Raw genomic sequence first — 25,481 nt, 5'->3', positions numbered from 1 at the left:
CGCCTACTCCACCCAGCCGTTCACCGTCTCCTTGAAGACGCAGCCGCGATGCTCGTAACTCTTGAACTGGTCAAAGCTGGCACACGCCGGCGCCAGCAAGACCACCTCGCCCGGCTGCGCAGCTTCCTTCGCCTTCGCCAGAGCGTTTTCCAAAGTTCCCGCTGCAACTATGTTGACTACTTTGTTAAGGTGCGACTCGATCTTTTCCGCGGCAGAACCAATCGTATAAACAGCCACTGCCCGGTCCTTCAGCAAAGGAACCAGCGTGGTGTAGTCCGAATCCTTGTCCTTGCCCCCCAGAATCAGGTGAATCCCCTTGGGAAACGACTCCAGCGCCTTCACCGTCGCGTCCACATTCGTGGCCTTCGAGTCGTTGTAGTAGTCCACGCCGTTCAGCTTGCGGACAAACTCCAGCCGGTGCTCCACGGCCTTGAAGCTGGCCACACCGGTGCGTACCTGCTCTTTCGAAACACCCGCCAGCCGGGCCGCCGTAATCGCCGCCAGTACGTTGGCAATATTGTGCGCCCCCTTCAGCGGAATCTCGCTGACCGGCATAATCGGCTCCGGTCGCGCGCCTTCCTTGGCCTTGAAGTAGATGCCGTCGCCATGTACAAAAGCACCCTGCTTGATCTGCCGCGAGGGCGAAAACCAGTAGATGCCCGCCTTGGTATGCGAGGCCGTCAACTGCGTCGGCACATCCTCGGCATTCAACACCAGGAAGTCCGAAGCGTCCTGCGCCACGGTAATACGGTACTTCGCCGCCGCATACGCCTCAAAGGTTCCATGACGGTCCAGATGATCCGGCGTAATGTTCAGCACCACGGCAATCTTCGGATGGAAGTGCTCCACCGTCTCCAGTTGGAAGCTCGAAACCTCCAACACCAACCAGTGCTTATGCGTCGAAACCCGTCGCAGGTTCAGCACCGGCGTGCCAATATTGCCGCCCACCAGCGTCGGCAGACCTGCAGACTTCAGAATATGGCCAATCAGCGAGGTCGTCGTCGTCTTCCCATTCGACCCCGTAATGGCGATGATCTGACCCTTCAGGAAGTACGAGGCCAGTTCGACCTCACCCATCACCGGAACCCCCGCGGCCTTCGCCGTGGCAATCTCCGGCACTGACAGCGGCACACCGGGCGAGACCACCAGCAAATCCTGCCGGCGGAAGGTCAGCACCCCATGCCCTCCGGTCTCGACCGCAATCCCGGCCTCCAGAAGCCCCGGCAGCTCCGCCTGCAGCGCCGTCGCCGCGCGCGAGTCCGACACCGTCACCTGCGCTCCCTGCTCCTTCAAAAACTGAGCAGCAGCAAGACCCGACTTCCCAAGCCCAACAACGAGAACACGCTTATTCTTCAGATCAATCATTCGATTCTTTGCTCTTCTTGGTTGTCATTCCGCAGCGAAGCGGAGGAATCTGCTTTTGCTTGGTTTATCCGAGAAAGTAAGGCTACCACCTACCGCAGCTTCAACGTCGTCAACGCGAATAATGCAAAGACGAGCGCCGCGATCCAAAAACGAGCAATCACCTTACTCTCGCTCCACCCCATCAGCTCAAAATGATGGTGCAGCGGAGCCATCTTGAAGATCCTCTTCCCATTCCTTAACTTGTAGCTGCCCACCTGCAGCATTACGCTCAGCGCTTCAAGGATAAAGACGCCGCCAATGAACGGAAGTAACAGCTCCTGCTTGATCAGCACAGCCACCGTGCCAATCGCCCCACCCAGCGCCAGCGACCCTACGTCGCCCATAAACACCTCGGCCGGATGCGCGTTGTACCAAAGGAAGCCGATCGAAGCCCCCACCATCGAGCCGCAGAAGATGCTCAGCTCGCCCGCCATCGGCATACGCGACAACTCCAGGTAGTCGGAAAACACCGCGTGGCCACTCACATAGGTCAGCACCGTCAGCGCTCCGGCGGCAATAATCGTGCAGCCGATCGCCAGGCCGTCCAGCCCGTCCGTAAGATTGACGGCGTTGGAACTGAAGGTGAGCACCAGCATGGTAAAAATCACAAACGGCGCAAAGCCCAGCCACCAGAAGGTATGGCTATGCATCAGCGCTCCGATAATCAGGTCCGGCCGGAACTTCTTGACGAACGGCACCACCAGGCGCGTGGAATACAGCCCCTTGTGCTGCATCACGCACAGTGCCAGCGCGACACCCAGGCTCACCATCAGCTGCAGAGCGAACTTCTGCTTGCTGGTCAGGCCAAGGTTCCGCTTATGGACCACCTTGATGTAGTCGTCCGCAAACCCAATCGCCGCAAAGAAGAAGGTCGAAAGCACCGTAATCCACACCAGCGGGTTGGACAGATCACTCCATAACAGCGTCGGCACCAGGATGGAGATACAGATCAGCACACCGCCCATCGTCGGCGTGCCCTTCTTCTTCTGGTGGCTCTGCGGACCTTCCTCGCGGATGTACTGGCCAATCTGAAACTCGCGCAGACGCTCAATCACATACGGCCCGATAATCAGGCCGATCAGTAGCGCCGTCAGCGACGCAAAGACCGTCCGGAAGGTCAGGTAACGGAAGATCCGGAACAGTCGAAAGTACGGAAATAACTTCTGATAGAGCAGCCAGTAAAGCATGTGTCCGCCTAGTGTATCGCCGCCAACGCACGTTCGAGACGTACCCCGCGTGATGCCTTCAACAACACAGCATCCCCCTCGCGCAGATTCGCATCCAGCCACTCGCCAGCCTCTTCCGGAGTCGCCACAAACACCGCCTCGGCGCCTTCCGCCTTCGCACCGGCCACCAGGTGCTCGGCCAGCCCGCGTACCCCCACCACTTGCCGGACGCCCAGCTTCGCCATCGTGCGGCCGCAGGCCTCATGCAGGGCAGGCCCTTCCGGCCCAAGCTCCAGCATCTCGCCCGCAATCACAATGTGCCGGTCTGCCTTCACAGCCAGCAGTGCCTCCACCATCGCATCCAGTGCACGAGGGTTCGAGTTGTAGCAGTCGTTGATCAGCGTCGCACCCTTATGGTGTAGCACCTGTCCGCGCTTGTCCGAAGGCTGCAGCTCCGCCAGCGCCGCCACACATTCCTGCAACGTCATCCCGCATTGCAGCCCGGTCGCAATCCCCGCCAGCGCGTTGTAGACATTGTGTCTGCCCAGCAGGGCCAGCTTTGCCTCGGCGCGTTCTTTCCCGGCAATGACCGTAAAGGTCATGCCCTCTTCGCCTGCCTCCTGCACATGCTCCGCACGCACCTGGGCCGCCTCACCCAGCCCATAGAAGACCGCGCGATCACCCATACCCCTACCAAAGGTGCTGACATACGCGTCATCCGCGTTCAGAATGGCGACGCCATCCTCCGGCAGCGACTCCACCAGCTCATACTTCGCCTTCGCAATGCCTGCAATCCCCTCGGGAAAGTGCTCCAGATGCACCGGGGCCACATTCGACACCACCGCCCAGTTCGGTTCGGCGATCTTCGCCAGCAGCGTAATCTCGCCCGCGTGGTTCATGCCCATTTCGAGAACGGCAATCTCGTGCTCCGGCTCCAGCCGCAGCACCTGCAGTGGAACCCCGAAGTTGTTATTCAGGTTCCCCGCCGACTTCAACACCTTGAACTTCGCGCCCAGCACAGCGGCCACGGCTTCCTTGGTCGTCGTCTTGCCCGCCGAGCCTGTAATGCCGATCACGCGCTTGCCCCAGTGCCTGCGCACCGCCGTCGCCAGCTTCTGCATTGCCGCCAGCACACAGTCCTCGCCCTCCGGAACGCGCAGCAGCTTCGCCTCGTCCACCTCTGCCGGAACCACCCAGTGCATGCTCACCACGGCAGCCACCGCACCGTCCTTCAGCGCGGTCTCCACAAAGTCGTGGCCGTCCATGCGCTCGCCCTTCACGGCAAAGAACAGGTCTCCTGCTCCAATCGTGCGCGAGTCAATGGAGTAGCCATACGCCACGGCTTCATCATCAAAGTCGCCCTCGGCGTGAATCCAGTCGGCAATCTGACCAAGCGTCAGCTTCATGCACGCTCCTGCAGCACGCGTGCAGCCACCTCAACATCGTCAAACGGAACCGTGCCCGTCGCCAGCACCTGCGTCTTCTCATGGCCCTTGCCTGCCAGCAGCACAATATCTCCCGGCTTCGCCGCGGCAATCGCCTTGCGAATCGCAGCTTCGCGGTCGGCCTCGACAATGCAGTCGGTACCAATCTCCTCCACACCGCGCAGCGCCTGCTCCATGATGATCGCCGGATCTTCCGTGCGCGGGTTGTCGCTGGTCAACACCACCAGGTTGCTGCCCCGCGCCGCCGCGCGCCCCATCTTCGGACGCTTGGTAATATCCCGGTCTCCACCGCAGCCGAATAGCGTGATCACCCGCTGGTTGTTCCCCACAAGCTGACGCGACAGCTTGATCAGGTTCAGCAGCGCATCATCGGTATGCGCGTAGTCCACCGCCACAGTAATGCTGGCCTCGTTCGGTACCGTCTGGAAACGGCCCGGCACATACGCCAGTTGCTCCGATCCTTCGGCAATCTGCTCCAGCGACAAGCCCCGTGCATGCGCCGCCGCCGAAGCCGCCAGCAGGTTCAGCACATTCACATGGCCGGTCAGGTTGGAGTGCATCGCAACGCTTCCATGGGGCGTCTTCAGCGTGAATCGCGTTGATCCCGCTTCCAGCACCACATCCTCCGCGCGCCAGTCGCCTTTCTCCACGCCATACTCTGCAACCACGGAGCCCTGTGTCAGGCTGAACTTCGCCAGCCGCCTGCCATACTCGTCGTCGACATTGATCACCGCCACGCGCGGCGCCGGCGAACCATCGCCCGCAAACAGCTTCTGCTTTGCCGCGAAATAGCGCTCCATCGTCCTATGAAAATCCAGATGGTCCTGCGTCAGGTTCGTGAAGATAGCCACATCAAACGGCATGCCGTACACACGGCCCTGGTGCAGCGCGTGCGAGCTTACCTCCATCACGGCCTCGGTCGCGCCGCGGCCCACGGCATCGTGAAACAGCTCCAGCAGGTCACGCGACTCCGGTGTCGTATGCGGTGACACACGCACCTCTCCGGCCACGTGATATTCAATCGTGCCCACCAGCACGCTTGTCCGCTGCGCGCTGTTCAGCATCGCTTCCACCAGGTAGGCGGTCGTCGTCTTGCCGTTGGTGCCGGTCACGCCGGTCATCTTCAGCGTGCGTTCGGGATGCTGATAGAAGTTGGCGCTGGCAATAGCCAGTGACCTGCGCCCATGCTGCGCCAGGCCAATGCAAAGATGCGGCCAGCGCGACAGCGCATTCGAAAACACCTCGCGCGAGTCCGTCAGAACTCCGGCAGCACCTTTCCCCATCGCCTGCTTGATGTACGTGTTGCCGTCCGTCGTGCTGCCACGCATGGCAACAAACAACGATCCTTCGTGCACGCGCCGCGAGTCATACTCGACGCTCGTAATCTCGCATGAGCCATGGGTCTGCTCTTCGAGTTCAATACCTTCAACAATTTCAGAAAAAAGCATAAGAGTTAGCGCAGGAACCGCACCACAACCTGCGTTCCCACTGGAACCATGGTACCTGCCGCAGGCACCTGCTCCCGCGCCAGGCCGCTTCCAACCGGCTGCACCCGCAGTCCCACGGCATTTGCCTGCTGAACCACCTGGCGCAGGGCAGACCCCGTAAACGACGGCACCGCCACGCGCCGGGTGGCGTCAACAACGATTCCGCCATCTTCCTTGCGCTGCGCCAGTGGAGCAATCTTCGGCGCGGCCAGCGGCTTATTCTCCGCCGTCTCGGCAAAGGTATTCGCCCCGCCATTAGCACGGAACGCCGCCAGCACCTTCTCCGGCAGCAGGTTCAGCACCGAGGCACGCTTCGAAGGCGGCGGCACTGGCTCCGGATCAAGCTTCGCCGGTCCGGCGCTGGCCGTGGCCTTGAGCGGATCGTCGTCCGGCAGCGCATTCGCCTCGGCAAACATCGCATTCAAATCCGCGCTGCTGTCCTCCGGATGGTCATCATGCTCCATAGCGACACGCTGCAACTGAGCTACATTCTTCTTCGGCGTCAACGGCTGGTCATGCGGAACCCCCATGTACTCCAGCACTTGCTGCGCAATATCGGCAAACACCGGCGCCGAAACCGCTCCGCCGTAGTACGAAGGCCCCGCCGTCGGCGTATCGATCACCACGGCGACAGCAATCGCCGGCGAGCTCACAGGAGCAATCCCCGCGAAGCTGGCTACGTGCTTGGTCTTCGAATACGTGTGCGTCGCCGTATCAATCTTCTGCGCCGTCCCGGTCTTGCCGCCACTCGAATAACCATTCAACGCGGCCAGAGATCCGGTTCCCTCGGTCACAATGCCGGCCATCATGCGGCGCATCTTGGCCGAAGTCATCTCGCTGATCACGCGGTGCGATCCATCCGGAAGCTTCTTCGGAAGCTCATTCATCACGCGGAAAGGCATGGGCTTCAGCTCCACATCGCCCTTCATCTTCTCGGTTTCGCTCAGAATAATGTGCGGCGGCAGATACATGCCGCCATTGGCAATGGTCGACACCATGGTCACCAGCTGGATCGGCGTCACGCCGACCTCCTGCCCAATGGCCAGCGACCCAATCGAAGCCGGATCCCACTTGCGCACCGGGCGCAGCAGGCCGCGCGTCTCGCTCGGCAGCTCAATGCCCGAACGGTCGCCAAAACCGAAGTCGCGAATGTACTTGTAGAAGCGCTCGTTGCCCAGTTTCAGCGCCATCTTGATCGCGCCCACATCCGACGACTTCTCCAGCGCCTTCTGCACCGTCACCACATGCATGCCACGGTCCGAGATATCGTCGTGGATCACGCGGCCAAACAGAGTAATCGCTCCGCCCTGGCAGTCCACCAGGTCCTCCGGCTGCACGCCCGCGCCATCCAGCGCCGCTGCATAGGACACCAGCTTGAAGGTCGAGCCCGGCTCATACACATCGCTGACAGCAAGATTCGACAGCGCCTTCGGGTCCAGGTGACGCGTCTCATTCGGATTGAAGCGCGGCGACACCGCCAGCGCCAGGATCTGCCCCGTGTGCGGATCCTGCACCACCGCCACGCCATGCAGCGCCTTGGTCTTCTCCACCTGCTCATCCAGCGCACGCTCGGCAATGTGCTGGATATTGGCGTCAATGCTCAGCACCAGGTTCTCGCCCGGCAGCGGCTCCTGCTCATTGCTGCCCAGCGCCTTGCGGCGGGCATCCAGAGCAGTACGAACCTTTCCCGGCGTGCCGTGCATGTCTTCTTCGAACGCGCGCTCCAGCCCGCCCAGACCAATATCATCCGCGCCCACATACCCCAGCACCTGCGAGGCCAGGTCATTGTTCGGATAAAAGCGCTTGAACTCCTTCTGAAAGTAGACGCCCTTCAGGTTCAGGTCCTTCACGCGCTGGGCAATCTCCGGCGTTACACGGTGCGCCACCCAGGCAAAGTTGCGGGAGGCGCTCAGACGCGCCAGGATGCTGTGCTCGGAGGTAAAGCGATCCTCAGGATCGTCATGCACCACGTGTGCCAGCAGCGACGCAACATCGGCAGGATTGCTCAGTTCCTTCGGCACGGCAAAGACTGAATCCACAGAGACTGTCATCGCCAGTTCCTTCAGGTTGCGGTCATACAGCAACCCGCGCCTCGGGGCCACCGTGACGCTGCGCTCCTGCTGGCTCGCAGCCTTCTCCACATAATGCTCATGCCGGATCAGTTGCAGCCACACCAGCCGGCCGGCAATCACCACCGTCCAGAAAAGGAAAAACGCCGCCACATAGACGAAACGGACACGCTTGATCGGTGCCGTTAACGTCTGCCGTGGCGGCGAATCACTGTGCATCTACTTCAACCTCAGCATCCAGAACAACAAAATAACTTCAGAATCTTTTAGTGAGCGGTCACCTGCGCCACTACCGGCGCATTCGTATCCGTCAGGCCGTCAGGACGCACCACCTGCCCCGGCAGCGGAGCCGACAGGCCAAGCTGCGCAGCCATCGTGTGGATGCGCTCAGGATCGGTCAACTGCGCCTCCTGCAGACGAAGCTGGCGGTTCTGCTCGCGCAACTGCTCCACCTGCTGCTTGGTCGCTTCCAGCTTGTAGCCGGTCTCAATGGCGCCGAAGTGCTGCCATACGTAAACCATCATCAGTGCAAACAACACGGCGCAGGCGGCGCCGAAGGTACGCATCTCGCGCTTGCGGACCGGGTCATCGGCCTTCACAATGCGGGAATTATCAAGATACTTGTGGAACAGGACCTCTGGCGTCGGTCCGCGACGCGATGCCCGCTGCGCCTCATACACGCGACGGTTGCGCTCTGCCGGCGACTCGGTACGGCACTTCCGCCGTCCCACTGCTTCGATTGTCTGCGCCATTGCCGCCATCGTCGTGTTCCTCCTACTTCTTTTCCGCCACCCGCAGCTTCGCACTGCGTGCCCGCGGATTGCGTTCCATTTCTTCCTCACCTGCCGTTACCGGCTTTTTGGTGAGCACCTCGTACTGCCCCTTCCGCGACCGCTCGCGGAAGTCATCCTTCACCAGCCGGTCCTCCAGCGAGTGAAAACTGATCACCGCCAGCCGGCCTCCGGGCTTCAGAAGAGATGGCGCGCTCTCAAGCAGCGTCCTGATCTCTCCCAGCTCGTCATTCACGTAAATTCGAAGCGCTTGAAAGGTCTTCGTCGCGGGATGAATCTTTTCGCCTTTCATTGATCGGGCCGCGGCCGATATCACCCGGGCTAATTCCCCCGTGGTTGTAATCGGCCGGGCCCGCACAATGGCTCTGGCGATTCTCCGCGAACTCCTTTCCTCTCCGAATTCGTAAATCAGATCGGCAAGCTCGTTTTCGTCGATCTGATTTACCACTTGTTCGGCACTCACCCCAACCGTGGGGTTCATCCGCATGTCGAGCGGACCATCGTGCCGGAAACTGAATCCTCTGTGCGCTGTATCCAGCTGCAGGCTGCTGACGCCAAAGTCAGCCAGGATGCCATCGAGCGTTCCCGGCTCAATCGCCTGGGCTGCCTCGCTGAAGGCCCGTGCATGAAACACGACCTTCGGCATCGTTGCCTTCAACTCGGCGGCTACATGCTCCAGCCGCTCCTTGGCCAGCTTCATGGCGTCCGGGTCGCGGTCAAAGCAATGCAGCGTCCCATTCGGCCCCAGCCTGCGAGCGATGCCGCTCGTATGCCCTGCCAGCCCCAGCGTTGCGTCAGCGTACGTTCCGCCGCGCCGCACATTCAGGTAGTTCAAAACCTCTTCAAAAAGAACGGGCACATGAAGCGATGCGATCATTCCACCCTCCATGCGGCTCCCTTAGGAGCGTCCATCTAGAGCCCGAGATCCGCCAGGGCAGCCTGGTCTTCCATCGTGAGCGGCTGGGCTTCCAGTTCCGCCTTGAAGGCGTCGTGGTTCACCAGCTCCAGGTAGGTCTGCGATCCAAGAACCACAACCTCACCCTTCACATTCGCTGCCGTCCGCAGAATGGCGGGGATCAACACACGTCCCTGCTCGTCCATCTGCGCCATCTGGCCGTAATAGTTCGTCACGTCCAGAAACTTCTTCTTCGCGGGATTCATGGAGGGGATGCCCGCAAGCTTCTCCTCAATCTTTTCCCACTCCTTCAGCGGGTAAATCTCCGCCCGCTTGCCATCTTTGCTGGTGATGTAGAACTGGTCGCCGTACACATCCTTCGCGCGGCGCATGAACTCAGCGGGAAGCTTCAGCCTCCCCTTCTCGTCCACGCGAGCTGGATGATTTCCACGAAACATGCGACCTGTACCCCAGCAAAACCGGTGGGCCCCAAGTTGGTTACGGTGCGAATCTTGCCGTTCGCTTCCACTTGGGAGATAGAATCAAGCCATCCTTACAACCTGAATCCCTTTTGCTCCACTTCTTACCACTTCGAGCCACAGAATCGCTTAGAAGTTGCCTGAATACAAGTCCCTAAATTGCGGAAAACAGAGGGTCTTCTGCCACGGCCTGTGGAAAACTCACGCTGTGGGGGTAATCAAAAGGTATCCCCCTATATGTAGTGTTTAGAAAACCGGTTCAGGGGGTGGCGCATCAGAGGAATTCTGTAGTAGGCGAAAATTAGGCGAAAGTCGCTGTTTTTCACCTAATCCTGCTGCTTCCGCCGCCGCATCCGCGCCAGCGTCCATAGCAGGTACGCCACAATCAGCAGGTTCCCCAGCAGGATACCCAGCCTCCAGATGTTGGGGTGGCGCAGCAGCTCATAGATCTCCCAGGGCAGGAAGATCAGGCTGGCAATGACGGTAAGATACTCAGCCCAAACCTGTTCCTTCACCAGGCCGACGCCCTCAATCAGCTTCAGCGCGCCATAGGCAAACGCCGAGGCGCCGATCTGCTTCAGCCGGTGATTGTCAATCAGGTCGATCTTGTCGAACAGAACGGAAACCAGGTGGCCGTCTTCATTCAAATGAAGGTAATGGACCAGGCTGGTCAGCTCGTCGTTCAGGTCTTTATTCAGGAAATGCAGGACCCCGAGGCCAACGGCCACCGAAAGCGCCGCCTCCAGCACCCGGATAATGCCAATCAGCAGCAGACCCGAGTCGTGGTGTTTTTTGGAAGGATTGGACTGCGCGGCGTTCATTCGTATGGGATGGCCTGTCTTCACAGCTTCGAGGCAAGGCCGCCGAACTGTCAAACTGTATTGCTTAACAGACACGCGTTCACCCCGTCTGGTGAGCGCGTGCCTGTTTGGCCCTCTGGTTCAACCTTCCACGATCTTTGCCAACCGGTGAGCGACGGCGTTCATCGCCTCCGCCTGTGCCGAAAGCTCTTCACTTGCAGCTGCCGTCTGCTCGGAGAAGGCGGCATTGCCCTGGGTCACATCCTGCATTCCCTGGATCGCCCGGGTGATCTGCACCATCTCTCCCGCCTGCTGGCGACTGCCGGAGCTTACCTCCTCCACCAGGGTACGGGCCCGGGCTGAGCTCTCGGTAATGCCCCCGATGACTGAGATCATCTGCTGCATCCGGGCGCTGCCATCGTTGCTGCGTGCAATCGACTCCCGGATCAGGGGAGCCGTATCGCGCGCCGCCTGCGCCGAGCGCTCAGCCAGGTTCCGCACCTCCTCGGCCACCACGGCGAAGCCCACACCCGTCTCTCCTGCACGCGCGGCCTCTACGGCAGCATTCAGGGCCAGAATGTGTGTCTGGAAGGCGATCTCATCAATCACCCGGATCGTCGTCTGGATCTTCTCGCTCGAGCTCTGGATGTCGGTCATGGAGGCTTCCATCTCCTTGAGCGCGTTGCTTCCCTGACGGACCTTCTCATCGACGCCCTGCATCTCCTCGGCCGCCTGCTCCGAGTTCCGGCACGCTCCATCCGCAGCCGCGCTCACCGACGAAGCCGCCCGCGAAGTGTCTTCCAGCGACGAAGCCTGCATCGTGGTTCCCTGCGCCAGCGACTGGTTGGATTGCGCAATCTGCTGTACCGCCGTACTTACCTGTTCCGAGCCTGTCGTCAGTTCCTGCACCATCTCCCGCAGCCGATAGCTCACCCGCGCAAGAATCAGATAGATCGCAACACCCACCAGGCTGGCCAGCGGAACGATCCACATCAGCGTCTTCAGAATGCTGTCGTGCGCCAGCGTATCCACGCCGGCAAGGTTTGACCGCAGCACAAACGCGCCGTGACGGTCTCCTGCCTTCCATCCCTCCATCGGGAAGCCCAGCATGTCCTTGCCATTGCCGGAAGGGCTTGTAGCCGGGCTGCCGTGGCAGAACAGGCAATCCTGCGTCAGCGTGATCGGCCGCGCATAAATGGCTTCGTTGTTCTTTTCATCCACCTCGAAAAATTCGGGCTGCTCGCCAGACTCCACCGCTGCCAGAATGCGCTGCTCGGTCTCATCCGCGGCATTCTTCGGGTTGCGCGGATGGCTGGCCGGCACACGGAACTTCAGCCCCTCCTTGGTGGCGACCTCCCGCAGAGCAGTCCATGCCGCCACCACCGGCACCGTTTGGTAAAGTCGCGTCTGCCGGTAATCCGTCGCGGTAAGTGCCTCTTCCTTCAGCGACTTGTCATCGAACATATGCTCCCGCCGCATGTTCGAAACCGACTGGCGCGTGTTCTCAGCGCCAAGAATCGTGGCCCGCATCGAGTCGCGCAGCATGGTAATTCCCTGCTGCCGGATGATCGACATCTGGACAAAAATACCGCCGACGGTCGTCAAGAGGACGCCGCCAAGTGAGATGGATATGATCTTCGTCTGTAGTTTCATGGCTCCGCCGTGTGGAGAAATCCGCAGGTCACTCCTTCTATCGGCACGAAGGTAACGGAGTTGAGCCGCGCACTTACGACACGGGAAACCAGAGGGCCCAATTCAGAACGCTGTACATGGAACTATCACGCAAAGATAGGCCGATTCTGTTCACGTGGTGCAACCGGAAAGGGCACAGCAGCAATCCGCATCCCCACCTCATCTCGTCCTTCGCATGGACGCGCCATAAAGGCCGCTTCCCCGGAAGGATAGACCCGCATGAAGAAGTTTCTGGCTGTTTGTTTCGCAACCACGCTCGCAGCACTTACGCTCACCGCTCAGGCGCAGATGAAGGACCCCGATGTTGGCGGAGCGCCGATGTATCCCACCAAAACCATCGTTGAGAACGCGGTCAACTCACCCATTCATAAGACCCTCGTGGCAGCCGTCAAGGCCGCCGGTCTTGTCGATACGCTCAACAGCACCGGCCCCTTCACCGTCTTCGCTCCTACCGATGACGCCTTCGGCAAGCTGCCCGCGGGTACGGTCGACACCCTGGTCAAGCCGGAGAACAAGGCCACCCTGGTCAAGATCCTGACCTACCACGTCGTTCCTGGCAGAATCAGCTCAAAACAACTCGTCGCCATGATCAAGAAGAGCGGTGGCAAATACGCCATGAAGACCGTGCAGGGCGGAACTCTGACCGCCTCGCTGGAGGGTGGCAAGGTCGTTCTGACCGATGAAAAGGGCGGCATGGCCACCGTCACCACCGCCGATGTCTTCCAGAAGAACGGAGTCATTCACGTCATCGACACCGTCGTAATGCCCAACTAGCCTGAACGCACAAACAGGTGGAACAGGACTGTGAGGGCAGCCTGTTCCACCTGTTGTGTTTGCCCGAAGCACCGTGTGTGTTTGCTTCGGACCCCTGCGGGCGCGCCAGCCTTGTTCCGAGGCAAAGCGGCACACCCATCTTTTGCAACGCGCTATAGCTCAGCCCACTGCCGCAGCAGGTTGTGATACACCCCCGTCAGCTCCACGGAAGAAGGGTGATCGGGCACATCCTGCGACAGCCGTTGAATGCTCATATCCAGGTTCAGCAGCAGCGAGCGCTGCTCATCGGAGCGGATCATGCTCTGAAGCCAGAAGAAGCTGCACACACGCGCTCCGGAAGTCACCGGACGTACATGATGCAGACTGGTCGAGGGATACAGAACCAGGTGCCCGGCCGGCAGCTTCACACTCTGTGTTCCGTAGACGTCCTCAATCATCAGCTCGCCGCCCTCGTACTCCTCCGGCTCACTCAGAAAAAGCGTGACGGAAAGATCGGTACGGACATATTGCCCGCTCTGCATGCGGCGCACGGAATTATCCACGTGGTTGCCAAAGCTCTGCCCGCCCGCATAGCGGTTGAACAGTGGCGGAAAGATACGCAGCGGCAAAGCAGCCGCCACAAAAAGCGGAGACTTCTGAATCGCACTCAGAATGCGATCACCCAACTCAATCGCAACAGGGTTGTTCTCCGGCAGCTGCGAGTTGTCCTTCACACGCGCGGACTGGTAGCCAGCGGTCACACGGCCATCCACCCACTCGGTGGCGTCCAGCTTTTGGCGGAACTCTTTGACCTCGTCAACGGTCAGGATATCGGGAATCGGAACTAACATTGCACTACCTCAAACTCAGGAGAAATAGCAGGCACCGCATCGTCGGCGTCCTGGTCAAGCGATGCGGCAAAGTGTCGCAGAGCATCAATCGGTGACTCGGCCAGGAACTTCCTCATCTTCTCCAGGAAGGCCGGCGTAGCTGTCTTCGGGACCTGCCGAAGCCAGTAAAAAGCGCGCTGGGTCTCGCCCTCTTGCGCTAGAAAACGTGCGAAGTTGAACTGCCCGCGGAAGTCTCCGCCAACAGCAGCCAGGCGATAGCACTCGCGCGCCTCGGCGCGATTCTGCTCCACCTCCCAGCCATCTTCGTAAAATCCGCCGATCAGGTTGATCGACTTGGCGTGGCCCAGCTCAGCCGCTTTGCGCAACCAGTACAGGCCAACCGATCTGTCTTCAGGAACTCCGCGGCCAAGAATCAACAGGGTCGCGTAGTTGTACATCCCCCAGTCCAGCCCGCGTTCCGCAGCCTTCAAAAACCATGGAGCGGCCAGGTGAGGACTTGCGGCCACACCCCATCCCTGGTCAAGGCAGCGGCCCACCATGTTGATGGCCATCACGTTGCCACCCTTCGCCGCCCTCTCAAAGAACGAGAAGGCAGAAAGGGCATTGCGCTCGACGACTTTGCCGTCGAGCAGCATCTGGCCATAGATGACCTGGGCCTCGGCCACGCCGCGAAGAGCCGCGGCGCGGACGAGTTCCAGCGAGTTGGGATCCTGTTCCTGCATTTAGAACGATACGTTGAAGGTGGCGCGGAAGGTACGTCCGGGAGCCATCTGTGCATAGTGCGTGGTGTAGGCCTGCAGGAAGTAAACCTTGTCACCAACATTCAGCAGGTTGGCCTGCAGATCATAGTGTTTGGTGAAGCGGTACGATCCGAACAGGTCGACACGGGTGTACGACGGAACCCACTTCATCGTGTACGCGCTCGTCGGGTTATCGGCTCCAAACACCTTGCCCGCACCGTAGATACCGCCACCCACCTTCAGCGCACGCGTCGCCTGGTAATAGCTGGTCACGCTGAAGCTGTGCTCCGGAGTATTCGGGAAGCGGCGTCCGTTCAGCGGGCTGGGACTCGCCACACCATTCGTCACCACAACACCGTTATCGACCAGGATGGCGTTCATGAACGTGTAGCCACCGAAGACCTGCAGCTTCCGCGTCACGTTGCCGGAGATACCCACATCGATACCGCGATTGCGCTTCTTGCCAGCCATCTGGATCGATCCCGAAGCATCGGCCGTTACGCGGGCATTGTCGACGTTCTGCTGGAAAAAGGCTGCCGTTGCCAGCGCACGTCCGCCAAACAACTCATATTTCACACCGGCTTCGACCGACCGCGTCTTCTCCGGTGCCAGGTTCTGATTGCTGGTGGTGGATAGAGCATTCGGGTCGCTGCCCTGCAGCAGCGCATTGCCGACCGGCACGGACGAAGAGCTCACCGAACCATAAATGCTGATCTTCGTCTGCGGCTTGAAGTTCAACGCAGCCTGGTAGTTCACCAGATCGTCCGTCCGCTGACTTGTCGAGACCGACGGAGTCGCATTCAACGCCGAGCGGTACCGCGAGTTGTAGTGGTCATAACGAATGCCAACCGTCGCCATCAGCTTCGGATGAAGCTGCATCGTATCGAATCCGTACAGCGAGCGGGTCGTGGTGCGTGCATTCGTCGGGAACGCCAGGTTAGCCCTGTTGATCGTGTTCACCGAACGCCACGGATCGTTATACTCCGGTGCGGGATTGAACAGGTCCACGCAGTTGTAATTACCCGCCGCTCCAGCGCCGCCCGGGCAGCGGCTGGCCGCAATGCTCACCCCATTGACTGTCGTAGCGGGCAGCGTAATGCCATAGCTCGAGTTCCAGCCACGCTCACGCGAGAACTCCATACCCGTAGCGTAGGTGTGGCGAACAGAACCGGTCTTGCCGCTTCCGGCCAGGTCAGTCTGGTCAATCGACGTATCCACACGGGTGTTGCGGTTCAGGTTCCGCAGAAAAACCAGGCCGTAATAGATGTTGCCCTGGCTGTCATCCGCCTGCGAGTAGATGTAGTCCTGGTTGGACTTGCCATAGCGGTAGGTATTCCGCAGGACAGCGCCTTCCCACAAGCTCACCTGAATACGGGCAAGCCCGGTCTTCACCTTCTCCACGCGGAAGTCGCGGTTGGTATTGCCGTAAAACGCCTTCCGGTTTACCACCAGCGGAGAACCGTCACCGGCCTGCAAAACGCGCGGGCGATTGTCAGCCGTGCGCTGGAAGAAGGTCGGGTTGTTGTACGGCATACCCGGATCAGGAATGTCGTTCGACATCAGGTGGTAGTAGTTCAGGTTCAGCGTCGTCCGCTTGTTGATGTTGAAGGTCGTCGCCGGCGCTACGCCCCAGCGGTCACTCTTCGTCACATCGCGTCCAGCCACGCCGGCCGAGTGCCACAGGCCATTCAGACGGCCTGAAACGTAGTCGTTGAACTTCATGTTGCCGTCGACCGTCCCACGGTAGAAGCTGCCATTACCGGGGCTGAAGCTGCCGCCTACAAACTTCTCCTTGCGGGCCATCTTGTTATTCAGGTTCAGGCTGCCGCCTGAAGCTCCGCGGCCAGCAAAGGTGCCGCTCGGTCCCTTCGAAACTTCGATTGACTCCAGGTTGAACACCTCGCGCGACTGCGAACCGATATCGCGCATACCGTCGACAAAGGTGCTGGACTGCGAGTCCACGCCGCGAATGTACGGGCGGTCGCCAATCGGATTACCACCCTCACCCGCGCCAAACGTGATGCCTGGAACCGTGCGCAGTGCCTCGACCAGGCTCGTCGAAGCCGTCGTTTGCAGCACCTCCTGTGGAATCACGGTAATCGTCTGCGGCAGATCCCGCAGAGGAGCCGTGTACTTGATCGACTGCGGACCGTCCGCCACAACCGTCACCGTCTGGTCGGCCGACTTCAGCTTCAGCGTCACCGAGTCAGAAGAATCAATCGTCGCGGCAATACCGGTGCCCTTCAGAGCGGCTTCCAGAGCTTCCTGCAGATTCAGCACACCCTTCACACCCGGCGATTGCACATCGCCCACGCGGTCAGACGGGATATGGACCGTAAAACCGTTCACCGTCGCGATCGCATCCAGTACCTCGCGGATGGTGCCCTCCGGGATGCGATAGTCATGGACAACCTGTGCCGACTTGGCCTGCTCGTCGGCCGGGCTTTCGCCTACCCGCTCTACTTTGCCGTTTGTATCCTCGGCAGCCGGTTTTACCTCAGCAAAGGCATCGGTCGATACCGCAAACGAAGCCAGCGTTCCGGCGGCCACAAGGCGCGTCTTCCAGTTGATCAAAAGTCCCTGCAATTTCATTGGTGTCTCTCCGAGATTTAGTGCGATACCCCCAATACCGTGGAGTTCGCTCTTTTTCCTTGCTCGGTCCCTCAACCTCGCCTGGCGCAACAACATTTCCAAAGGACGCAGGATGGGTTACACCGTGCGCCCAGATACAAGACTTCTTCAGTCCGATATACGCAGCATACCGCAAAGACGACCGTTCGAGTCGCATATCCGGAAAAATTTCCGACTGTTTCGGTCGCTTATCGGCCGGAGTACCCTGAAGAAGCGATGCCGGCTATCTTTCATACCGAGCAATGGGTCCCCTATCCCGTCGAACTGGTCTTCGCTTTCTTCGCGAATCCCTACAACCTGCCTCTTCTCATGCCCAAATTTCTGAAGGTGCGCATTGAAGAGGCCGCGCTGGCTCCTCCTCCACCGCGTCCCGTTGCTGCGGACCCGGCGCTTCGCCTCAAAAGCATCGCAGCGGGTGCCGGCAGCCGGTTCATAGTCTCCGCCTGCATCCTTCCGCTGCCATTGATCAACTTCCGCGTTCCATGGGAAGCGGAGATCACAGAATTTCAGTGGAATCATCACTTTACGGACATCCAACTGCGCGGCCCTTTCCAGTTCTGGAAGCACACCCATAGCGTGGAAGAGCAGACCCGCACCAACCAGGCCGGAGTTCTTATTCACGGCACCCTGGTCACCGACGCGATCGAATTCACCCCACGTCCGGCCTTCGCCCATGCCCTGGTCCGCAAACAGCTTGCCTCCAGCTTCCGCTCCCGGCAAAAGAAACTGGATTTGATCCTGCCCAAACTCGTCGCCAGCCTGAACCGCCGCTAGCGACGGGCCCTCGTTGCATATTCTTCACAGCGTTTCGCGAAGGGTGGGGTATCGCTCGAAAGTGCGACCGGCTTTTGATAGAAACAAAGCCCGGGGGTTGCGATTCCGGACGTAAAGCTGCACCCTAAACCTATGTGGCCAAAGCTTCTTCTCCAACTCACCGAACACCTTCCGAAGCTCGTCCGCCTCATCCCCCTTCTGGAAAACCTGGTGGCCAGCCGGTTCGTCGCCGCGCCCGCTGCTCCGTTGGAGCTCGACCTGGCGCCGCTGCACGATGCAACCGAGGCCCTGAAGACTGAGCTGAGTCAGGTTGCACGTTCGCACGCCTCTCTCAGCAAGCAGATCTTTGAGAGCCATCACGAACTCACCCAGCGCATGGACCACCTGTCTGAAGAGCTTCGCTCTCACCAGGACGCCGCCAGCCGTCAGATCGACCTGCTGGAACGGCAGCTCCACAGCTACCAGAACTGGTTCTGGATGCTGCTGGCCCTGGCGCTTGTCTCCATCGCCCTGATGATTGCTCTGCTCGTGGTGAAATAAACCGCACACACCCCGCAGGCCGGGGCTATCATCGTCCGCATGATGCGGAAGCTGCTGATAGCGCTTTGCGTGTTCACCACCCCGGCCCTGCTCACAGGACAAGCCTGGAAGCCTGCGGAGATGCTCCGCTCCCAGCGCGAAAGCGTGCATCAGGCTTACCAGCAGCCCTGGCACCGCATCCTCAGCTTTCAGCTTTTTGACCGGCAGGGCCGCCCTTCGCAGTCCGGCACCGTGGAAGACCTCTACGAATCCCCCGCCAGCCAGCGGCGAATCGTGAACTCCACCCGGCAGCACTTCACCGTCTACACCTCCTCCGGCAGCGCCTTCACAGACACCCGCAACGCTTCCCTTGCGCCAGCGCTCCTGCTGGCGCTGGAAGGTTTTGGCGACACCGGCGTACCGGAGGTGCTTCCGCACGACCGCTTTCTGGCCGAACATGCTCCCGGTCGCGGCAATCTTGCCTGCTTCGGCACCCAGCGTACAGACGAGTCCGGCATGTACGCCGTCTCGCTGGTCGATGCCCCTACCACCTGCTTCCAGGCCACAACCGGCGAACTCCGCGCCGTCAAACGCAACGGCATCGTCACCGCCATCCTCGGCTGGACCACCCTGTTCGGCTACCGCGTCCCCGGCCGCATTGCCATTCTGGGCGAGGAGGGCAAGATCGCCGAACTGGCCATCACCACTCTGGAACCGCTCGAGCATCCACTCGATCCGTTGCCCGCCAGTCACCTGCACCCGGCCCACAGCGCCGAACTCGCCAGTTGTGACCAGGGCGGCTACCAGCCCGTCGGCCTGCCACAGTCGCAGACGCCTCGCCTGCAGGTCTACGTCCATGTGGATCGCAACGGCAAGCCGGATACCGTCCAGGTGCTCTCCCGCGCCGATACCCTGACACAGGGTTACGTTGCCGAAGACCTGAAGCACCGCGCCTATTCGCCGTGCATGGTCGGGGGGAATGTCACCGATTTCTCCTTCATCACCAGCGTCTACCGGCCAGATATCAGCCAGGTCTCCACCGCCGGTTTCCTCTCCGGATGGAACTCCTACATGGGCCCCGGCGCCTACAGCGACCCCAACTCTCTTTCCAATCTCTCCATCGCCGGCTGGTAGGGATATCTTGCCCCGGCCACGGACGTCATTTACGCTCATAGGTATGTACGAGGATTTCCGCGCACAAGACCGTTTTACTGGCGAAGAGCTGCACTGCACCTGGAAGGGCACCGTGGTTGCCATCGCAACCCGTCACGCTGACGCCACGGACATCCGCTTTGCCGTCAATGGCCGCCCCGTGTGGATCGCCATGCCGAATGAAGCATGGGTACAGCAGAAGGCCAAGAACGGCCACGTCATTACCGACTACCTGGCCGCCCAGGCCGCGGGACATTACCTGAAGTCCATCATTGAGACCGGCTACGACAACGGCCGCGAGATGTACACCATGTCGACAGCCGAAGTTCTGGAGCATGTCGATACGGTCGTCCGCGAGGCTGGCCACACCGCCAACCTGCCGCAGCTTCCGCTGGTCAACCGCGACTCGCACCCCTCGGAACTGGATTTCGCCCTCCCCGGCGAGCCCCATAAGACATCGCTCTCCGACTAATTTCATCCTGCCTTAAGCTTCGTACGGCACCATCAGGCCATGCTCCTGCGCCGCTGGCTTCTGCCTGCTGTCCTCTGCTTCGTACCCGCCTCTGCCTGCCTCGCGCAGGAGGGTCTGCGCGACACCACTCTGCTGATCATCCGCCATGCTGAAAAGCCGCTGGTGGGCGACCACCTGACCCCGGCCGGCGAGGCTCGTGCGCAGCATTACGCCACGTACTTTGCTCCCTTCACCGATCCGGACGGCCAGAAGCTTTCCATCGACACCATCTTCGCCGCCACAGACAGCAAAAACAGCCTGCGGCCCCGCCTGACCGTCGAGCCCCTGAGCAAAGCCCTCGGCAAACCCATCGATACCCACTACATCGAGAAAAAGAACGACGACTTCGTCTCGGAACTGACGGCAAAGCCGCACGGCCACGTCGTCCTCATCTCCTGGCGCCACGGCGGCATTCCCGAACTGCTCACCAAACTCGGAGCCAACCCTAAACAACTCCTCAACGGCGACCACTGGCCTGATGAGGTCTTCGACTGGGTCATCGAACTGCACTACGCCCCCAACGGCAAACTCACATCACAACGCCTGATCCACGAGCCGTTTTAGCCCGCCCAAAATACAGAAACCCCGCCCTAAGGCGGGGTTTCTGGTTGAAGCGCCAGTCTCTGCTTAGAACAGAATCTTGGCACCGATGCGGAAGTTGCGAGCTCCGCCACTGATCGTGGTGAAGTCCATAAAGGTATTTGCCGTCGAAGATACCGTCGCCGGCTGGTTGGGCGTATCGAAGTTCTGGTTATTGGTGATGTTGAAGAACTCGCCGCGCAGTTCCGCCTTCAGATGGTCCGAGATGGTGAACTTCTTCAGCACATTCATATCCAGGCCCAGGTAACGCGTGGTGTACATCGAATTGCGACTCGCCATTACCGGGCTGGTGGGTTGATAGGTGGGTGCCTGTACCCAGCGAACATCCGTCGGGTTGACGCAGGCCGCCGAAATCGGAATCGCACTGGTGGTGCGACGATTCGGATCATAGTAGCCAGAGGCACAGGTTGCGGTTCCAACGATGACCGCACGGGTATTCACGGGCGCATTCGGATTGCCGATATTCGGGCGATCATTACTCGCCGTACCATCCAGGTCGCGGTCCGTTCCGTTGAAGATGGTGAACGGTGCACCGCTCAACACATTCAGGATCGGAGCCACACTCCATCCACCCACAAACTCGTTTAGCAGGTGGTTGCTTACACCTCTGAAGTCCATGGCAATAACCGTCGACGAAGTATGACGGCGATCCGTGTCCATCGGACCGTGGTCGAAGTTCGCGGCAGGTCCCCACTGCGAGATCGATTTGCTGCCCAGCGAGCCGGTGGCATAGGTCGCGAAGACATCCGAACCGTTATCCATGGCTTTGGACCAGGTGTAGGACGAGTTGAAGCTCACCTTACCCGCAAAGGTGTTCATCTGGCGGCGGCGAAGTTGCAACTGCAGGGAGTGATAGCTCGACGTCATACCACTCTCGCGAGGCTGAATCAGGCCGCGAGTGGAGTACAGACGGCGGCTTTGCGTGCCATAGGCCGTGCTGATCTGGTCAGCACCACTGAAGGTTGCATTGGGCTGAGTCGGGTTGACATTGTTAGTAAAGAAGAGCTGACGTCCCAACGATCCAACATACGCCAGATCCACCACAAACTTGCTCGCAATATCCTGCTGGATACCGAACGCGAAGTGATGATAGTAAGGGTTCGCCATGTTCTTCTTGTATTGGCTGGTGAAATTGAGATAGGGATTCAACGGCACCGCAGCGAGCGTCGGCAAAATACCCGACACACCATTCAATCCACGCGGCGTTGTTGCGTTGGAGGTTGTAACGATGGGCTGGCTGGACTGGGTATTCGGCACACCCGCCGTCATATTCGACAGCATGTTATTGAACCACGTGTCGTACGTGATGTTATAGCCGCCGCGAAGTACAAACGAGTGGCGGCTGCTGACAAAGGACGGGCTGTACGAAAATCCGAAGGCAGGTCCGAAGTTGTTGTTGTCCTGGTTGACGCGTTGCGTGTTATCCAGGTCGAGTCCGGTCGTGACAACGGGGTAGCGGAAGATATTTCCCGGCTGCCCAAAGTTCTCATAACGCACGCCATAGGTGAGCGTCAGGTCAGAGTTCACTTTGAAGATGTCCTGGAAGAAGAAGGCCATCGAGAACAGATTCGGGCGGTAGTGTCCGGTGCCAAACGATTTCCCAACCGTTCCACTTGGACCTGCGTAGTTGTCAATGTAATTCGCCAGACCAGAGATGGCAGTGGTGACGAATGTATTCTGCGTGCTGGCTGCATAGCCGACCGTTCCACGGTAGTTGTAAGGTGCATCCTGCACAGCAAGCTGACGCAGAATTTCAGCGCCGAACTTGAAGGCATGGCGTCCCTTCAGCAGAGTCACCGTGTCGTTGTACTGCCAGGTGTTAGAAACACGCCCCTGTGGGAAGGTGCTGCTGATATTCGGTACCGAGGGACCACCTGCAATTGTGATTGCTTCCAGGGTTGTACCAATTCCCCCCCCGGACAGGAACCAGCCATAGTTGTTGCGCGAGAAGCCAAAACGGAACTCGTTGACCACACGCGGCGAGAAGGTATACGTATCGTTGAAGTTACCGGCCATATACTGCGCCTTGAACGGAACATCGTAGTCTGGCGTCATACCGATCACGCCACCAACGTTGTCCGAGTTTTTGTCATAGAGCCAGCGGAACATCAACTGCTGCTTTGGAGAAACCACATGGTCAATACGCACCAGGTGGTTGTTGTCCTTGCTCAGTTCCGGAACGGTGCGGACATACGGTCCAACCTCAACCTGTTGGCCGGTACGGGCTGTGCCGTTGCAAGTGGTATTGGCCAGATTGGCCTGAACGTTAATCGGAATGTTGGATGATCCAACGGCACCGCTGGCGCCGCGGAGACTACCCAGCAGGCCCAGGTAACGAGCCACATTGGGGCAGGCACTCGCCAGCGAGTTGAGTACGGAATAGCCAGACGCCGTAGGAATGGTGAAAGTCGACTGTGTACCACCCGAAGAGTAGCGGTCCCACTGACCGGCACCGAAGAAGAAGGTCTTATCGCGGCCATCATAGAACGGCAGACGAACAGGTCCCCCCACAGTAAACGCCGGAATGTGCTCCACATATTTCGGTACTAGGTTGGATGTCATACCGCCGCTGCGCCAGTTATTTCGCTGCGTCTGTGTCGAAGCGTTGAACAGCGAGGTGCGATACACCCACGCCACGGTTCCGTGAATCTGGTTGGTACCCGACTTCGTGATCTGGCTGACGACAGCGCCACCAGCGCGGCCAAATTCGGGCGTGAAGTTCGACGTCTGGTAAGAAACCTGCGCCAGGGCGTCATTGTTATAGAAGATGAACTGCGGTCCCGTAACCGAAATGTCATTGTTGTTGATGCCGTCAAGAAGAAAGTTATTGGAACGCGAACGGGCTCCGTTCACCGCGCCAATACCGCCATCCGAATTGCTGCCCGTCTTCGACGGCACAACGCCCGGTGCGGTAAGGATCAGATTGAGTGAATTCTGGCCGGCAATCGGCAACTCAGCCAGTTGCTCAGCAGGAATGACCTGGCTGCGCACTGAATCTTCCGTCTGAATATCCGGCGGATTCACTGTGACTTCCACCGATGTACTGCTTCCTGCTGCCAGTTGGAAGTCACGGCCGACCAGGGCGCCAACGTTGACCGTTAAGGGCGCGAGGGTCTTCGCAAATCCCTGTGCTTCCACAGAGACGTTGTAATCGCCAACCAGAACACCGTCAAAGCGGTATACACCCGCCTTGTTCGTCACGGTGGTTACGGTCACATTGGTTGCAGGGGAAGTAAGGTCAACCTTTGCAGCCACAATCACGGCACCGGACTGGTCAGTTACGGTACCGGTCACAGCTCCACGTGTCGATTGCGCAAAGGTAGTGGTCACGCTCAGAATGAGCGTGAGAAGCGCAAGCGCAAAAATGCGCCCGCGCATAAGGATATTTCGCATCGATTGCTCCTAAAAAATTCAATTAGCCAGAGGGAACTACATAAGTCAGCGCCGGCTTTGTTCTGCCAGTCGCCGCGATATTCTTTGCTTTGTGTGGAGATCCGTGAACGGTCTAACGCCGTCAAACAGGAGTAACCACAAAATGAAGAATTGAATAAATCGGAACATCTCACATGCAGCGCGTCAATCCTTTGTAAAACTACTTAAGTAAGTTATGTTTATCCGCAAATTGTCCATTCATATCGACACCAACGGAGTCCAGCGCCCAGCTCCCCTGGCGCACATTGACTCCTTCGCCATGCGCAATTTCACCAACGATGCCCTCTTCGACGACACCCTTCCACTGGCCGACGGCCTGATGGAAGCCGGTCACCGCGTCCCGCTCGACCGCCTGCAAATCGCCATGGAAGACTGGTTCCGCCGCAAGAGCTACCTGAAACCAGGCGAGCAGCTCCGGATCGCCGAGATTGAAGCCGCAAACCACCACTGATAGACTTATGGCTTGCGTGCCCATCCCGGGCACGGCACCTTACCGACACCTTTAAGGAACACCACGTTGGATAGTCAGACCCGCCACAACCTGAAGCAAGACGCCCTCGCCACCGCAGCCGAGAACAGCCTGGACTGGGCCCACAAGAACCGCTCCACCGCGATCCGCTACGCTGTGGTCGTACTTGTCGTTCTGCTCGTCGTCGTGGGCGGCTTCGTCCTCTACAACGTGCGTTCCAGCGCGGCCAACCGCGCCTTCGGCGAAGCCATGGAGACCTACCAGGCCGATATCGCCGAGCCCGGCGTTCCGGCTCAGCCCGGCGTCAAGACCTACGCCTCCGCACAGGAGCGCGCCAAGGCCGCCCATGACAAATTCCAGCAGGTGGCCGACAGCTACGGCTTGACCTCCACCGGCAAGCTGGCTCTGTACTTCTCCGGCCTCACGGCCATTGAGGCCAACCAGACCTCCACCGCGCAGTCCACGCTGGAGCAGGTGGCCGGCTCCTGGAACAGCGATCTGGCGGCTCTCGCCAAGCTCTCGCTGGCCAGCCTGTATCACCAGGGCGGACAGGACCAGAAGTCGATTGACCTGTACAACCAGCTCATCGCCAAGCCGACCCCGTCGGTTCCGGCCGCCACCGCGCAGCTGCAGCTTGCCGCCCTGTACGAGTCCAAGGGCCAGGAAGCAGATGCCCGCAAGATCTACGCACAGATCAAGGACAAGGAAGCAAAGACCGCTGCCGGCTCCATCGCCGACCAGCGTCTGAATCCCGGCGCCGCGCGCCAGTAGAACCATCCACCTGAAAAAGCGCCCTGCAGCCCGGAAATTGACCTCTATTA

The 25,481-nt window shown here is 59.7% G+C and carries 22 protein-coding genes; 8 read left to right on the top strand and 14 right to left on the bottom strand.

All coding sequences use genetic code 11. The features are described from left to right. Window positions 1-3 precede the first annotated feature (3 nt). From murD to OHL13_RS02035, 10 genes are all read right to left on the bottom strand, one after another. Window positions 4-1,362 carry a UDP-N-acetylmuramoyl-L-alanine--D-glutamate ligase gene (murD, locus tag OHL13_RS02080; protein WP_263409109.1) on the bottom strand — a complete coding sequence of 453 codons (1,359 nt, stop codon included), beginning with the start codon at window positions 1,360-1,362 and terminating at the stop codon, window positions 4-6. 92 nt (window positions 1,363-1,454) lie between these two features. Beyond that, window positions 1,455-2,591 carry a phospho-N-acetylmuramoyl-pentapeptide-transferase gene (mraY, locus tag OHL13_RS02075; RefSeq protein ID WP_263408453.1) on the bottom strand — a complete coding sequence of 379 codons (1,137 nt, stop codon included), beginning with the start codon at window positions 2,589-2,591 and terminating at the stop codon, window positions 1,455-1,457. Between the two features lie 8 nt (window positions 2,592-2,599). After that, window positions 2,600-3,976 carry a UDP-N-acetylmuramoyl-tripeptide--D-alanyl-D-alanine ligase gene (locus OHL13_RS02070; RefSeq protein WP_263408452.1) on the bottom strand — a complete coding sequence of 459 codons (1,377 nt, stop codon included), beginning with the start codon at window positions 3,974-3,976 and terminating at the stop codon, window positions 2,600-2,602. Further along, on the bottom strand, window positions 3,973-5,463 hold the full coding sequence (locus OHL13_RS02065; RefSeq protein ID WP_263408451.1) for a UDP-N-acetylmuramoyl-L-alanyl-D-glutamate--2,6-diaminopimelate ligase: 1,491 nt from the start codon (window positions 5,461-5,463) through the stop codon (window positions 3,973-3,975). The genes OHL13_RS02070 and OHL13_RS02065 overlap by 4 nt, the downstream gene beginning before the upstream one ends. A gap of 5 nt (window positions 5,464-5,468) precedes the next feature. Continuing rightward, on the bottom strand, window positions 5,469-7,790 hold the full coding sequence (locus OHL13_RS02060) for a penicillin-binding protein (protein WP_263408450.1): 2,322 nt from the start codon (window positions 7,788-7,790) through the stop codon (window positions 5,469-5,471). A 47-nt stretch (window positions 7,791-7,837) separates the two neighbouring features. Further along, on the bottom strand, window positions 7,838-8,332 hold the full coding sequence (locus OHL13_RS02055; protein ID WP_263408449.1) for an FtsB/FtsL family cell division protein: 495 nt from the start codon (window positions 8,330-8,332) through the stop codon (window positions 7,838-7,840). 13 nt (window positions 8,333-8,345) lie between these two features. After that, on the bottom strand, window positions 8,346-9,239 hold the full coding sequence (gene rsmH, locus OHL13_RS02050) for a 16S rRNA (cytosine(1402)-N(4))-methyltransferase RsmH (RefSeq protein ID WP_263408448.1): 894 nt from the start codon (window positions 9,237-9,239) through the stop codon (window positions 8,346-8,348). A 35-nt stretch (window positions 9,240-9,274) separates the two neighbouring features. Continuing rightward, on the bottom strand, window positions 9,275-9,715 hold the full coding sequence (locus tag OHL13_RS02045) for a division/cell wall cluster transcriptional repressor MraZ (RefSeq protein WP_263408447.1): 441 nt from the start codon (window positions 9,713-9,715) through the stop codon (window positions 9,275-9,277). A gap of 347 nt (window positions 9,716-10,062) precedes the next feature. After that, complete coding sequence (locus OHL13_RS02040; protein ID WP_263408446.1) at window positions 10,063-10,581, bottom strand: DUF2127 domain-containing protein; 519 nt, start codon at window positions 10,579-10,581, stop codon at window positions 10,063-10,065. Window positions 10,582-10,677: 96 nt separating this feature from the next. Beyond that, window positions 10,678-12,189 carry a methyl-accepting chemotaxis protein gene (locus OHL13_RS02035; protein WP_263408445.1) on the bottom strand — a complete coding sequence of 504 codons (1,512 nt, stop codon included), beginning with the start codon at window positions 12,187-12,189 and terminating at the stop codon, window positions 10,678-10,680. A gap of 258 nt (window positions 12,190-12,447) precedes the next feature. Here OHL13_RS02035 and OHL13_RS02030 point away from each other — a divergent pair, with 258 nt between their 5' ends. After that, window positions 12,448-13,002: a fasciclin domain-containing protein gene (locus tag OHL13_RS02030; protein ID WP_263408444.1), complete on the top strand. Its 555-nt coding sequence runs from the start codon at window positions 12,448-12,450 to the stop codon at window positions 13,000-13,002. Between the two features lie 152 nt (window positions 13,003-13,154). On the opposite strand, the gene OHL13_RS02025 is transcribed toward OHL13_RS02030, so the two are convergent. The 3 genes from OHL13_RS02025 to OHL13_RS02015 are packed head-to-tail and all read right to left on the bottom strand — an operon-like array spanning window position 13,155 to window position 17,164. Next, window positions 13,155-13,832, bottom strand: coding sequence for a Fe2+-dependent dioxygenase (locus tag OHL13_RS02025; protein ID WP_263408443.1), 678 nt, complete (start codon window positions 13,830-13,832; stop codon window positions 13,155-13,157). Further along, the gene (locus OHL13_RS02020) at window positions 13,826-14,554 is read right to left on the bottom strand and encodes a tetratricopeptide repeat protein (protein WP_263408442.1); all 729 of its coding nucleotides are present in this window, start codon (window positions 14,552-14,554) and stop codon (window positions 13,826-13,828) included. Before OHL13_RS02020 ends, OHL13_RS02025 begins: the two co-directional genes overlap by 7 nt. Further along, entirely contained in the window at window positions 14,555-17,164 is a 2,610-nt protein-coding gene (locus OHL13_RS02015) for a TonB-dependent siderophore receptor (protein WP_263408441.1), read from the bottom strand. A 255-nt stretch (window positions 17,165-17,419) separates the two neighbouring features. On the opposite strand from OHL13_RS02015, the gene OHL13_RS02010 reads away from it, so the two are divergent. From OHL13_RS02010 to OHL13_RS01990, 5 genes are all read left to right on the top strand, one after another. After that, the gene (locus OHL13_RS02010; RefSeq protein ID WP_263408440.1) at window positions 17,420-17,977 is read left to right on the top strand and encodes an SRPBCC family protein; all 558 of its coding nucleotides are present in this window, start codon (window positions 17,420-17,422) and stop codon (window positions 17,975-17,977) included. A 132-nt stretch (window positions 17,978-18,109) separates the two neighbouring features. Further along, window positions 18,110-18,517 (top strand): hypothetical protein, encoded by a 408-nt coding sequence (locus OHL13_RS02005; RefSeq protein ID WP_263408439.1) that lies wholly within the window; start codon window positions 18,110-18,112, stop codon window positions 18,515-18,517. Window positions 18,518-18,556: 39 nt separating this feature from the next. After that, complete coding sequence (locus tag OHL13_RS02000; RefSeq protein ID WP_263408438.1) at window positions 18,557-19,630, top strand: hypothetical protein; 1,074 nt, start codon at window positions 18,557-18,559, stop codon at window positions 19,628-19,630. A 43-nt stretch (window positions 19,631-19,673) separates the two neighbouring features. Further along, the gene (locus OHL13_RS01995; RefSeq protein WP_263408437.1) at window positions 19,674-20,120 is read left to right on the top strand and encodes a hypothetical protein; all 447 of its coding nucleotides are present in this window, start codon (window positions 19,674-19,676) and stop codon (window positions 20,118-20,120) included. 39 nt (window positions 20,121-20,159) lie between these two features. Next, a complete protein-coding gene (locus OHL13_RS01990; protein ID WP_263408436.1) occupies window positions 20,160-20,723 on the top strand; it encodes a hypothetical protein in 564 nt (187 codons plus the stop codon). A 63-nt stretch (window positions 20,724-20,786) separates the two neighbouring features. On the opposite strand, the gene OHL13_RS01985 is transcribed toward OHL13_RS01990, so the two are convergent. Then, the gene (locus OHL13_RS01985; RefSeq protein ID WP_263408435.1) at window positions 20,787-24,152 is read right to left on the bottom strand and encodes a TonB-dependent receptor; all 3,366 of its coding nucleotides are present in this window, start codon (window positions 24,150-24,152) and stop codon (window positions 20,787-20,789) included. Between the two features lie 214 nt (window positions 24,153-24,366). On the opposite strand from OHL13_RS01985, the gene OHL13_RS01980 reads away from it, so the two are divergent. Both OHL13_RS01980 and OHL13_RS01975 read left to right on the top strand, forming a co-directional pair. Beyond that, window positions 24,367-24,642 (top strand): hypothetical protein, encoded by a 276-nt coding sequence (locus tag OHL13_RS01980; protein WP_263408434.1) that lies wholly within the window; start codon window positions 24,367-24,369, stop codon window positions 24,640-24,642. 66 nt (window positions 24,643-24,708) lie between these two features. Next, a complete protein-coding gene (locus OHL13_RS01975) occupies window positions 24,709-25,431 on the top strand; it encodes a tetratricopeptide repeat protein (RefSeq protein WP_263408433.1) in 723 nt (240 codons plus the stop codon). Window positions 25,432-25,481 lie beyond the last annotated feature (50 nt).

Origin of the sequence: Terriglobus tenax, from assembly GCF_025685395.1 — a bacterium.
Taxonomy (GTDB): domain Bacteria; phylum Acidobacteriota; class Terriglobia; order Terriglobales; family Acidobacteriaceae; genus Terriglobus; species Terriglobus tenax.
Note: the sequence above shows the minus strand (reverse complement) of the source record. Positions and strands in the feature narration are given on the sequence as shown.

Excerpts from the sequence above, each read along its gene's own strand:
- OHL13_RS02000 (WP_263408438.1), top strand. The coding sequence starts at position 18,557 with ATGATGCGGAAGCTGCTGATAGCGCTTTGCGTGTTCACCACCCCGGCC.
- OHL13_RS02035 (WP_263408445.1), bottom strand. The coding sequence starts at position 12,189 with ATGAAACTACAGACGAAGATCATATCCATCTCACTTGGCGGCGTCCTC.
- OHL13_RS02005 (WP_263408439.1), top strand. The coding sequence starts at position 18,110 with ATGTGGCCAAAGCTTCTTCTCCAACTCACCGAACACCTTCCGAAGCTC.
- OHL13_RS01980 (WP_263408434.1), top strand. The coding sequence starts at position 24,367 with ATGTTTATCCGCAAATTGTCCATTCATATCGACACCAACGGAGTCCAG.
- rsmH (WP_263408448.1), bottom strand. The coding sequence starts at position 9,239 with ATGATCGCATCGCTTCATGTGCCCGTTCTTTTTGAAGAGGTTTTGAAC.
- OHL13_RS02030 (WP_263408444.1), top strand. The coding sequence starts at position 12,448 with ATGAAGAAGTTTCTGGCTGTTTGTTTCGCAACCACGCTCGCAGCACTT.
- mraY (WP_263408453.1), bottom strand. The coding sequence starts at position 2,591 with ATGCTTTACTGGCTGCTCTATCAGAAGTTATTTCCGTACTTTCGACTG.
- OHL13_RS01985 (WP_263408435.1), bottom strand. The coding sequence starts at position 24,152 with ATGCGAAATATCCTTATGCGCGGGCGCATTTTTGCGCTTGCGCTTCTC.
- OHL13_RS02070 (WP_263408452.1), bottom strand. The coding sequence starts at position 3,976 with ATGAAGCTGACGCTTGGTCAGATTGCCGACTGGATTCACGCCGAGGGC.
- OHL13_RS02065 (WP_263408451.1), bottom strand. The coding sequence starts at position 5,463 with ATGCTTTTTTCTGAAATTGTTGAAGGTATTGAACTCGAAGAGCAGACC.
- OHL13_RS02025 (WP_263408443.1), bottom strand. The coding sequence starts at position 13,832 with ATGTTAGTTCCGATTCCCGATATCCTGACCGTTGACGAGGTCAAAGAG.
- OHL13_RS02020 (WP_263408442.1), bottom strand. The coding sequence starts at position 14,554 with ATGCAGGAACAGGATCCCAACTCGCTGGAACTCGTCCGCGCCGCGGCT.
- OHL13_RS02055 (WP_263408449.1), bottom strand. The coding sequence starts at position 8,332 with ATGGCGGCAATGGCGCAGACAATCGAAGCAGTGGGACGGCGGAAGTGC.
- OHL13_RS01990 (WP_263408436.1), top strand. The coding sequence starts at position 20,160 with ATGCTCCTGCGCCGCTGGCTTCTGCCTGCTGTCCTCTGCTTCGTACCC.
- OHL13_RS02010 (WP_263408440.1), top strand. The coding sequence starts at position 17,420 with ATGCCGGCTATCTTTCATACCGAGCAATGGGTCCCCTATCCCGTCGAA.
- OHL13_RS02015 (WP_263408441.1), bottom strand. The coding sequence starts at position 17,164 with ATGAAATTGCAGGGACTTTTGATCAACTGGAAGACGCGCCTTGTGGCC.
- OHL13_RS01995 (WP_263408437.1), top strand. The coding sequence starts at position 19,674 with ATGTACGAGGATTTCCGCGCACAAGACCGTTTTACTGGCGAAGAGCTG.
- OHL13_RS02045 (WP_263408447.1), bottom strand. The coding sequence starts at position 9,715 with ATGTTTCGTGGAAATCATCCAGCTCGCGTGGACGAGAAGGGGAGGCTG.
- OHL13_RS02060 (WP_263408450.1), bottom strand. The coding sequence starts at position 7,790 with ATGCACAGTGATTCGCCGCCACGGCAGACGTTAACGGCACCGATCAAG.